Consider the following 10,875-nt stretch of genomic DNA (forward strand, 5'->3'; position numbering starts at 1 on the left):
CAGGCGTCGGCGAGGTCGAGGGCGTTGTGCGTCTGGCCGAGGAGCACCTCGAAGCGGGCCAGGCAGAGCCCCGCACCCCGAGGGGTGCGGGCCACGCCCGTACGTACGGCCGGCACTGCGGCCGCGACTGCTTACTTGGCGGCGCCCAGGATCTCGCGCGCCAGCTTGGCGGTCTCGGTCGGCGTCTTGCCGACCTTCACGCCCGCGGCCTCGAGGGCTTCCTTCTTGGCCTGTGCGGTGCCAGAAGAACCGGAGACGATGGCACCCGCGTGGCCCATGGTCTTGCCCTCGGGGGCGGTGAAGCCCGCGACGTAACCGACGACCGGCTTCTTGACGTTCTTCGCGATGAACTCCGCCGCACGCTCCTCGGCGTCGCCGCCGATCTCGCCGATCATGACGATCAGGTCGGTGTCGGGGTCGGCCTCGAACGCCTCCAGGGCGTCGATGTGCGTCGTGCCGATGACCGGGTCGCCACCGATGCCGACGGCCGAGGAGAAGCCGATGTCACGGAGCTCGTACATCATCTGGTAGGTCAGCGTGCCCGACTTGGACACGAGACCGATGCGGCCGGGCTTGGTGATGTCGCCCGGGATGATGCCGGCGTTGGACTGGCCGGGGGTGATCAGACCCGGGCAGTTCGGGCCGATGATCCGCGTCTTGTTGCCCTTGGCGGTCGCGTACGACCAGAAGGCGGCGGAGTCGTGCACCGCGATGCCCTCGGTGATGACGACGGCCAGCGGGATCTCGGCGTCGATGGCCTCGACGACGGCGGCCTTGGCGAAGGCCGGCGGGACGAAGAGGACGGAGACGTTCGCGCCCGTCTTCTCCATCGCCTCGGCGACCGAACCGAAGACCGGGATCTCGGTGCCGTCGAAGTCGACGGTGGTGCCGGCCTTGCGCGGGTTCACGCCGCCGACGATGTTGGTGCCGTCAGCCAGCATCAGCTTGGTGTGCTTCATGCCCGTGGCACCGGTCATGCCCTGGACGATGACCTTGCTGTCCTTGTTGAGGAAGATAGCCATGTGAGTCTGTGACCTCTGCCCTTACTTCGCAGCCGCGAGCTCGGCGGCCTTGTCGGCCGCGCCGTCCATGGTGTCCACGCGCTGGACCAGCGGGTGGTTGGCGTCCGAGAGGATCCTGCGACCCAGCTCGGCGTTGTTGCCGTCGAGACGGACGACGAGCGGCTTGGTGACCGCCTCGCCCTTCTCCTCCAGCAGTGCCAGCGCCTGGACGATGCCGTTGGCGACCTCGTCACACGCGGTGATGCCACCGAAGACGTTGACGAAGACGGACTTGACGTCCGGGTCGCCGAGGATGATCTCGAGACCGTTGGCCATCACGGCGGCGGAGGCGCCACCGCCGATGTCGAGGAAGTTGGCGGGCTTGACGCCACCGTGGTTCTCGCCGGCGTACGCGACGACGTCGAGGGTGCTCATGACGAGACCCGCGCCGTTGCCGATGATGCCGACCTCACCGTCGAGCTTGACGTAGTTGAGGTTCTTCGCCTTGGCGGCGGCCTCGAGCGGGTTCGCGGCAGCGTGGTCCACGAACTCCTCGTGGCCCGGCTGGCGGAACTCGGCGTTCTCGTCGAGCGAGACCTTGCCGTCGAGCGCCAGGACACGGCCGCCCTCGACCTTGGCCAGCGGGTTGACCTCGACGAGGAGCGCGTCCTCGGCGATGAAGGTGTCCCACAGGGTCACCAGGATCTCGGCGACCTGCTCGGCCACGGCCTCCGGGAACTTCGCCTGGGCGACGATCTCGCGGGCCTTCTCGATGGTGACGCCCTCGTTGGCGTTGACCGGGACCTTCGCGAGGGCCTCGGGGGTCTTCTCCGCGACCTCCTCGATGTCCATGCCGCCCTGCACCGAGGCCATGGCCAGGAAGGTGCGGTTGGTCCGGTCGAGGAGGTACGAGACGTAGTACTCCTCGTCGATCTTCGGAGCGGTCTCGGCGATCATCACCTTGTGGACCGTGTGGCCCTTGATGTCCATCCCGAGAATGTCCGTCGCACGGGCGACGGCCTCGTCCGGGGTGGCGGCGAGCTTGACGCCGCCGGCCTTGCCTCGGCCGCCGACCTTCACCTGCGCCTTGACGACCGACTTGCCGCCCAGCCGCTCGGTGGCCTCGCGAGCCGCCTCAGGCGTGTCGATGACTTCACCGGCCAGCACCGGTACACCGTGCTTGGCGAAGAGGTCCCTCGCCTGGTACTCGAACAGGTCCACGCGCGTCCGTCCCTTGTCTTCAAAGATTCGCAGTGATTCGCGGTTGTCTGCTATCTGCGTGGGCGTGCCGCGGAGGGCAACGTGACTGCGCTGTCACAAGGGAGGCGCACACGGTGACCGTGGACGCGGCATGTCCGTCCCGCAGGTTATCCCCGTGGGACGTGGGTCCCTAAATCACAGATCACACCTGAGCGGTGATACCTGTCACAGATCGCCTCACGGTTGAACTGCATCTTCGTGTGATCTGCCGATTTACGCGGTGCCGTCGAAGGGCCCGTCGAAGGCCGGTCGAAGGGCTGCCGCAGAACGGTCACGGCACCGGGAGGGGACGCTTCTCCAGCGCCGCCGCCATCACCTCCGGAAAGAGATCGGGGGTGCAGGCGAAGGCCGGCGCGCCCAAGGCGGCGAGCGCCGCCGCGTGTTCGCGGTCGTAGGCGGGGGCGCCCTCGTCGGACAGCGCGAGCAGGGTCACGAACTCCACCCCGGCCCCCTTCATGGCGGCGACCCGCTTGAGCATCTCGTTGCGTATGCCGCCCTCGTAGAGGTCGCTGATCAGGACGACGACGGTGTCGGCGGGCCGAGTGATCTTCGACTGGCAGTAGGCCAGGGCACGGTTGATGTCGGTGCCGCCGCCCAGCTGGGTGCCGAAGAGCACGTCGACCGGGTCGTCGAGCTGGTCGGTCAGGTCCACGACCGCCGTGTCGAAGACGACCAGCCGGGTGGCGATCGACCGCATGGAGGCGAGGACCGCCCCGAAGACGGAGGCGTAGACGACGGAGGCCGCCATCGAGCCCGACTGGTCGATGCAGAGGATGACCTCCTTCTTCACCGACTGCGAGGCCCGGCCGTACCCGATCAGGCGCTCGGGGACGACCGTGCGGTACTCGGGGAGGTAGTTCTTCAGGTTGGCGCGGATCGTCCGGTCCCAGTCGATGTCCCGGTGGCGGGGGCGGCTGGTCCGCGCCGAGCGGTCGAGGGCGCCGGTGAGCGTGGCCCGGGTACGGCTCGCGAGGCGCTTCTCCAGTTGCTCGACGACCTTGCGGACCACGGCCCGCGCCGTCTCCTTCGTGGTGTCCGGCATGGCCTTGTTGAGCGAGAGCAGGGTGCCGACCAGGTGGACGTCCGGCTCGACGGCCTCCAGCATCTCCGGCTCCAGCAGCAGCGACGACAGGCCGAGCCGCTCGATCGCGTCGCGCTGCATGACCTGGACGACCGAGGCGGGGAAGTACGTACGGATGTCCCCGAGCCAGCGCGCCACGTGCGGCGCGGAGCCGCCGAGGCCCGCGGACCGCTCCCCCGACGTCTTGCGGGACCCGCCGGCGCCGCCGCCCGTACCGCCGTACAGCGCCCCCAGCGCGGCGTCCATCGCCGCGTCCCGTCCGGTCAGCGCGCAGCCGGTCCCGTCGGCCTCTCCCCCGCCGAGCACCATGCGCCACCGCCGCAGCCGCTGCTCGCCTCCGGCGCCGTCCGCGCCGTCCCCCGAGCTGTCCGTTTCCGTCATGGGTCAGTCCCCTCCGCTTGTTCCGTTTGCAGGGTCGGCCGTCAGGCAGGGGCCGGGGCCGGGGCGGCGGTGAGCAGCGTCCGCACCAGGGCGGTCACCGCGTCCGCCCGAGCCCGGTCCAGTTCCGGGGCGAAGCCCTCGGGGGCCGCGCCGGCTCCGGCGGCCGTGGACCGGCCGCCCGGGCCGCGCCGGACCAGCTCGCCCAGCGTCCGCTTCACCCCCGGCTCGTACGCCCCGAACGTGCGCCGCAGCAGGGGCAGTACGTCGATGAAGGCGCCCTCCGGCACCGACACGAGCCAGGCGTCGATCAGGCCCAGCAGCCGGTCGTCGTGGAGCAGAAGCGTGCCGCCGCCCGCGCTCCCGCCCGCGAACCCCTCGATCCAGCCCGCCGCGTCGGCCGGGGAGGCGGCGGGTGACAGGGCGAGCCCCATCAGCCGCGCCGTCTCCGGCGCCGGGAGCCGGCCGTCGTCCAGCAGCAGCCGCGCCGCCCGGCCGCGTATGAGCCCGGGGACGCTGTCCCGCCCGGCCAGCGTCCGCAGCACCGCCGACCAGCGCTCGCGCAGCCCGCCGGCCTCCTCGGCGTCCGCCAGCAGCCCGATCGCCCCGTGCACCCCGTCCACGTGGCGACGCAGCTCCGCCGCCCCGTCGGCATCCAGTCCGGCCGCGCACGCGGGCGGCAGCGCGACGCAGATCCGCTCGGCGAGCCCGGCGGCGACCGTGCCGAGCGCCGCCGCGTCGGTGCCGCGTACATCCCCGTACCGCAGGGAACGGGCCAGCGCGGGCAGCGCCTTGGCGAGGCGCGCCACGTCGGTGTCCAGCGCGGCCCGGTCGGCGAGCGCCCGCAGTACGGCGGGCAGCGCCTCGGACAGCCCGGCCAGCAGGCACCGCTCGGCGAGGGCGGTGACCTCCCCCAGGTCCTCGGCCCGCGCGGCGTCGGCCTCCGCCTTGGCGGTGGCCGCTCCCAGGACGGTGGTGCCCCAGATGCCGGCCTCGGCGACCCGTACTGAAAGCTCCGGTTCCCAGCAGAGCCGCCAGGTCTCCCGGAAGGTGCCGGTGCTGCCCCGGGAGGCGGTGGGTATGCCCCAGTCGATCCCGAGCAGCCGCAGCCGGTGCAGCAGCAGGGACTTGGCGGCGTCGGTGTCCTTGCGCAGGTCGAGTTCCACCTCCCGCTGCTGCGCCTCGGCCTTGAGTCGCAGCGAGCGCTGCCGACGGGTGAGGTCGCGCTGGAGCGGTACGACGGGCGCCGCGTCCGGGACTTCGCCGAGCACGTCCCCGACCACCAGCCGGTCCTCGATCAGCGCGAGCGGTACGTCGGAGCCGTCGCACATCACGGCCCGGACGGCTTCCAGGGTCTCGGTGAGTCCGGCCACCGGGCGGCCGCGCACGGCGGCCAGGGTCTCGGCCAGCCGGACCGCCTCGATGACATGGGCGGAGGAGACCTGCCGGTCCTCCTCCCGCAGCAGGCCGGCGACCTTGGTCAGCCACCGCTCGACGGGCCGGTCGCGGGCCGCGAAGAGGTGGGCGTACCAGCCGGGCGAGGTGATGCCGGCGCCGTATCCGCCGGACCGGGCGAGCCTGCGGTGGGTCCAGGGCACCCAGGTCGTCTCCACCTTGACCTTGGGCAGGCCGCCGAGCAGCGCCTTGTCCGCCGCCGCCGTGGTCCGGGCCCGCAGTGCGGGCACGTGCCAGGCCCCGCAGACGACGGCGTAGGCGCCGCCGAACTCCCGGCGGGCGGACCGCATGCGCTGGCGCATGTACGCCTCGCGCACCAGGTCGCGGGACTGCCCGCCGTCCCCGTACGCCTCGCGCAGGGCGCCCATGGCCTCACCCAGGGCCTGGAAGGCGGCCAGTGGGTCCCGTACGTGGCCCCGGTGCTCGACCACGTCCTCCCACCAGCGCTCGGGGTCGTCGTACCCGGCGGTCTCGGCCAGGACCGCGAGCGGGTCGAGGCGGAGAGCGTCGGCTGCCCCCGTGTCGCTCTCGGCCGCCAGGGAGTGCGCGGCCGGCAGGTCGATGAACCGCACCGGTACGCCCTGGTCCTGGGCCCAGCGGATGGCGACCCACTCCGGGGAGAAGGCGGCCAGCGGCCAGAACGCGGCCCGACCGGGATCGTCCGCCGCGTGCGCGAGCAGGGCGACGGGCGGACGCATCCCGGGCTCGGCGGCCAGCGGCAGCAGCGCGTCCCCTTCGGGCGGGCCCTCGATCAGCACGGCCCGCGGCCGGGCCGCGTCGAGCGCGGCGCGTACCGCTCGGGCGGAGCCGGGCCCGTGGTGCCGCACCCCCAGCAGCAGCGGCCCCTCGGCGGCCGGACTCATACGGTCACCTCCCGGCAGGCGCGGTAGAAGTCCTTCCAGCCCTCCCGCTCGCGGACCACGGCCTCGAGGTACTCCTGCCAGACGACCCGGTCGGCGGCCGGGTCCCGGACGACGGCGCCGAGGATTCCGGCGGCCACGTCGGAGGGGCGCAGGACGCCGTCCCCGAAATGGGCGGCCAGGGCCAGCCCGCCGGTGACCACGGAGATGGCCTCGGCGGTGGACAGGGTGCCGCTGGGCGACTTCACCTTGGTCCGGCCGTCACCAGTGATCCCGTCGCGCAGCTCCCGGAAGACGGTGACGACCCGGCGGATCTCCTCCAGGCCCTCGGGCGCGGCCGGCAGGTCCAGGGAGCGGCCCATCTGGTCGACGCGGCGGGCGACGATGTCGACCTCGGCGTCGGCCGTGGCGGGCAGCGGCAGCACGACGGTGTTGAAGCGGCGGCGCAGCGCGCTGGAGAGCTCGTTGACCCCGCGGTCGCGGTCGTTGGCGGTGGCGATGAGGTTGAAGCCGCGCACGGCCTGCACCTCCTGGCCGAGCTCCGGTATCGGGAGCGTCTTCTCGGACAGGACGGTGATGAGCGAGTCCTGGACGTCGGCGGGGATGCGGGTCAGTTCCTCGACCCGGGCGGTCATGCCGTCGGCCATGGCCCGCAGGACGGGGCTGGGGACGAGGGCTTCGCGGCTCGGGCCGTCGGCGAGGAGGCGGGCGTAGTTCCAGCCGTAGCGGATGGCCTCCTCGGAGGTGCCGGCGGTGCCCTGGACGAGGAGGGTGGAGTCCCCGCTGACCGCGGCGGCGAGGTGTTCGGACACCCAGGTCTTGGCGGTGCCGGGGACGCCGAGGAGGAGCAGGGCGCGGTCGGTGGCGAGCGTGGTGACGGCGACTTCGACGATGCGGCGCGGTCCGACGTACTTGGGCGTGATGATGGTGCCGTCCGCGAGCGTGCCGCCGAGCAGGTACGTCGCCACGGCCCACGGGGAGAGCTTCCAGCGGGTCGGCCGGGTCCGGTCGTCGGCGGCGGCAAGGGCTTTCAGTTCGTGCGCGAAAGCGTCTTCGGCGTGCGGTCGCAGCACCTCGGTACCGGTGCCGTTCTCGGGCATGGTCATGGTCCCCCTCCAATGCTCGGCAGCCGCTTCCGACTGCTGACTCCAAGGTGCACCATGCCACTGACAACGCCCTTCCATCGAGGCGTCGTTGCAGGTCAGAGCGATTGTCAGTGGGGGTCCCTACGGTTGGACCCATGACTGAGCAGGAGGTCCGCTGGACGGCGGAACAGGTACTGGCTCTGGCTCCTGACGAGGCGTCACGGAAGGCGGGGGGAAAGCTCGGCGGGGCGGGACCGTGGTCGCAGACCGGAGGTTCCGCTTCCGGTGCGGTGTGGGGGTTGTGCAAGGGCAGCGGCAGCAAGCCGTACCGGACGGTCGTGGACCTGACGGGCCCGGCGTACAAGTGCTCCTGCCCGAGCCGGAAGTTCCCGTGCAAGCACGCCCTGGGACTGCTGCTGCTCTGGGCGGCGGAGGGAATGGGGGATCCGGCACAGGCGCCGGACTGGGCCGGCGAATGGCTGGCGGAGCGGGCCGCCAAGGCCGCTCGGCCGGCCGCGACCGCGGCCGGACCGGTGGACGAGGAGGCCGCCCGGCGGCGGGCCGAACGGCGGGCGGAGCGCATCGGCGCGGGCGTCACCGAGCTGGAGCAGCGGCTCGTGGATCTGCTGCGCGGCGGACTGGCCGGGCAGGAGCAGGCGGGGTACACGGCATGGGAGGAGACGGCCGCCCGCATGGTCGACGCCCAGGCGCCCGGACTGGCGGCGCGTGTACGGGAGTTGGGGACAATACCCGGTTGCGGCCCGGGCTGGCCCGCCCGGATGCTTGAGGAGTTCGCGCTGCTGCACCTGCTGGACAGGGCCTGGCTGGGGGTGTCCGGGCTGCCGGAGCCGCTGGCCGCGACCGTCCGGAGCCGGGTGGGGCTGCCGTCTTCGGCGGAGGGTGAGGTCGTACGGGACCACTGGCTCGTACTGGCCCAGTACGACTCGGCGTCCCCGGACGGCCGGCTCATCACCCGCCGGATATGGCTGCACGGGCTGGAGACCGGGCGCCCGGCGCTGGTGCTGGACTTCGGACCGCCCGGGCGGCCACCGGGGCTGGCGCTGCCCGTCGGGCTGGTACTGGAGGCGGAAGCCTGCTTCCGGGCGGGCTCGGCGGGGCTGCGGGCGGACCTCGGGGACCGCTTCGCGGCGGCGGTGCCGGCCACCCGGGCTCCGGCCGGGGTGAGTCCGGGCGAGGCATTGGCGGCCTACGGATCCGCGCTGCGGGAGGACCCGTGGCTGGAGTCGTGGCCGGTGGTGCTGGGCCCGGTGATCCCGATACCGGGAGAAGCGGGTGACGCGGCCTGGCAGCTCGCGGACGTGGAGGGGACGTCCGCGCTGCCGGTGACGCTCGCCGGGGGCCGTTCGCGGTCCGGGCTGTGGCAGCTCGCCGCCCTCTCGGGCGGTGGCCCCGTCACGGTCTTCGGCGAGTGCGGCCACCGCGGCTTCACCCCACTGACGGCATGGCATCCGCACACCGCGGAGCCGGTCGCGCTGGGCTGACGCGGGTCGGAGGGCCGCGCGCGGACGGGGGAAGGTCGGATCGGGGCCGGGCGACCGGCCTGGCATCCGCCGGAACGGCGGCGCGGGGGCGTCGTCGTGCAGGACGAGAAAGCCGGGGGGCTTTTGTGAACGACAACCACGCCAGCTGAGGCACGGACGACCGATCGGAACACAGACGCTCCGGTCCCGCGGAGGGGGCGGGACCGGAGCACCGCACGAGAGGGAGGGATCCGATGAACGGCGCTGACGAGGCGGCCACGGCCGGCGGCACCGAGGTACAGGGGGAGCAGGGGGAGCAGGGGAACTGGGAGGAGCTGGTCGCCGCCGCGCTGCTCGGGACCGAGCGGCGGGGCGGGTCACCGGAGGCGCTGCTCGACGCGGCGGCCGTCCAGACCCTGCGGCGCCGCGCCGGGCTGCGGCCGGCCGGGGCCGCCCGGCGGCCGCAGCCCGCACCGCGGGACCCGCGCCCGGCACCGCCGGAGGCGGCCCGGCGGCGGCTCGCGCAGCTGCTGGCGGGCCGCACCGGCGCGGGCGGCGGGAGCGGGGGCGGCCGGCGGGGCGGCGCACCGGATCTGACGGAGCTGCTGCCGCAGTGGCTCGCCACCGCGGCGCGGCACGGCTACCGGGCACCGTCGGCGCTCGTTCCGGCGCTGCTGGACGCCGCCCGGGCCCGGACCGACCTGCGGCCGCAGGCGCTCGCCCTGGCCGGGGCGCGGGGGCTGTGGCTGGCCCGGCTGAATCCGGACTGGCGGTTCGCGCTGCGCGGCGGGGCGGGCGGGGCGGGGGAACTGCCCGACCCGGGGGACGGGGAGGCGGTGGAACGGCTCTGGGAGGAAGGGCTGTTCGCGGAACGGGTCGCCCTGCTCGGCCTCGTACGGGCCCACGAGGCGGCGGCCGCGACCCGGCTGCTGGCCACCACGTGGGCCTCCGAACGGGCCGAGGACCGGCTGATGTTCCTCGACTCGCTGAGGGCGGGGCTGTCGGAGGCGGACGAGCCGTTCCTGGAGGCGGCGCTGGGTGACCGCAGCCGCAATGTCCGCTCGACGGCGGCCGAGTTGCTCTCCGCGCTGCCGGGCTCGGCGCTGGCGGGTCGGATGGCCGAGCGGGCGCTGGCCTGCGTGGGCCCTGATTCGGTGAACCCGCCGGCGGAGTGCGACGCGGGGATGCTGCGCGACGGGGTGGTCAAGCGACCGCCGGCGGGCCGTGGTGAGCGGGCCTGGTGGCTCGGCCAGTTGGTGGAGGCGGCGCCGCTGTCCTGCTGGACGGAGCGGTTCGGGGGGCTGGACCCGGCGGAGATCGTCGCGCTGCCGGTGGCCGAGGGCTGGGCGGAGGAGCTGCATGCGGCGTGGTGCCGGGCGGCGGTGCGTCAGCGCGACGCGCGGTGGTCGAAGGCCCTCCTCGGCGCGGCGTCCGCGCCGCCCGCGGCCGGCCCGGGCACGGCGTCGCTGGCGGAGCGGGCGAAGCTGCTGGAGACCCTGCCGGAGGGGGAACGGGCCGAGTGGGTCGCGCAGTTCGTACGGGCCCACGGGCTCTCGGAGGCCTTCCAGCTGCTCGGCGTGTGCGTGGTCCCCTGGGCGGGGTCACTGGGCCGTGCGGTGGTGGAGGCGCTGGACGCCGCCCGCGAGGCGGGCAGCTACCCGTGGAGCTTCAGCGGGGTGATGGGCCTCGCGGAACGCTGCCTGGACCCTGCGGAGGCCGGGGTACTGGAGGCCTTGACGGCCGCCTCGGCCGACCCCCCGGACGCCTCTCCCGGCGCGGCCGCGTACTGGGCGGAGGCCTTCCAACGCCTGGTCGCCACCCTCCGCCTCCGCGCGGCCATGCTGTCCGAACTCGCCCCTGCCGCTTGACCCCTGACGGGGCGCGACACATGGGACGTGGCCCTCCGGGCCGGGGAGAAAGCTTGGATCACACCGGATCCGGGCGGGGGGCCGGGGGCCGATACGCAGAAGCGGGGGCTGTCCGGGGCGGAGCCCACCCTGCGAGGCCTGCGGCACGGGCGCGCCCTGTCGTCGCGACCCACCGAGGGGTCGGGCCTGGCGGGTTCGGCCCGCCCCGGCCCCGCCCGGCAAGTGCGCGAGCCCGGTGCGGCCCTGACCGGCGGAAGGCGGGGCACAGCGCGATCGAGAGTTCGCACCCGGACACAGCCCGGCCGGGCGGCCGGGCACCGGGAGCGACCGTGGCGGGCGCAGTCAAGGCGAGGTTCGAGCCGGGGCGACAACCCGGCGAGATCTGGGCCCGGGCGCGGCCCGGCCC

The 10,875-nt window shown here is 73.9% G+C and carries 7 protein-coding genes; 2 read left to right on the forward strand and 5 right to left on the reverse strand.

The features are described from left to right. Positions 1–131: 131 nt before the first annotated feature. From sucD to ACWDYJ_RS25050, 5 genes are all read right to left on the reverse strand, one after another. Positions 132–1,022, reverse strand: a complete 891-nt coding sequence (sucD, locus tag ACWDYJ_RS25030; RefSeq protein ID WP_451567828.1) for a succinate--CoA ligase subunit alpha — start codon at positions 1,020–1,022, stop codon at positions 132–134. A gap of 21 nt (positions 1,023–1,043) precedes the next feature. After that, positions 1,044–2,222 carry an ADP-forming succinate--CoA ligase subunit beta gene (sucC, locus tag ACWDYJ_RS25035; RefSeq protein ID WP_355410301.1) on the reverse strand — a complete coding sequence of 393 codons (1,179 nt, stop codon included), beginning with the start codon at positions 2,220–2,222 and terminating at the stop codon, positions 1,044–1,046. A gap of 310 nt (positions 2,223–2,532) precedes the next feature. Then, the gene (locus tag ACWDYJ_RS25040; protein ID WP_451567829.1) at positions 2,533–3,723 is read right to left on the reverse strand and encodes a VWA domain-containing protein; all 1,191 of its coding nucleotides are present in this window, start codon (positions 3,721–3,723) and stop codon (positions 2,533–2,535) included. Positions 3,724–3,764: 41 nt separating this feature from the next. After that, positions 3,765–6,038: a DUF5682 family protein gene (locus tag ACWDYJ_RS25045; RefSeq protein ID WP_451567830.1), complete on the reverse strand. Its 2,274-nt coding sequence runs from the start codon at positions 6,036–6,038 to the stop codon at positions 3,765–3,767. Continuing rightward, positions 6,035–7,141: an ATP-binding protein gene (locus ACWDYJ_RS25050; protein ID WP_451567831.1), complete on the reverse strand. Its 1,107-nt coding sequence runs from the start codon at positions 7,139–7,141 to the stop codon at positions 6,035–6,037. The genes ACWDYJ_RS25045 and ACWDYJ_RS25050 overlap by 4 nt, the downstream gene beginning before the upstream one ends. 134 nt (positions 7,142–7,275) lie before the next feature. Here ACWDYJ_RS25050 and ACWDYJ_RS25055 point away from each other — a divergent pair, with 134 nt between their 5' ends. Together ACWDYJ_RS25055 and ACWDYJ_RS25060 are read left to right on the forward strand one after the other, a co-directional pair. Beyond that, positions 7,276–8,622: an SWIM zinc finger family protein gene (locus ACWDYJ_RS25055; RefSeq protein WP_451567832.1), complete on the forward strand. Its 1,347-nt coding sequence runs from the start codon at positions 7,276–7,278 to the stop codon at positions 8,620–8,622. A gap of 233 nt (positions 8,623–8,855) precedes the next feature. Beyond that, positions 8,856–10,469 (forward strand): DUF5691 domain-containing protein, encoded by a 1,614-nt coding sequence (locus ACWDYJ_RS25060; RefSeq protein ID WP_451567833.1) that lies wholly within the window; start codon positions 8,856–8,858, stop codon positions 10,467–10,469. Positions 10,470–10,875: the final 406 nt, after the last annotated feature.

It is taken from the genome of Streptomyces sp. NPDC003042, assembly GCF_053591315.1.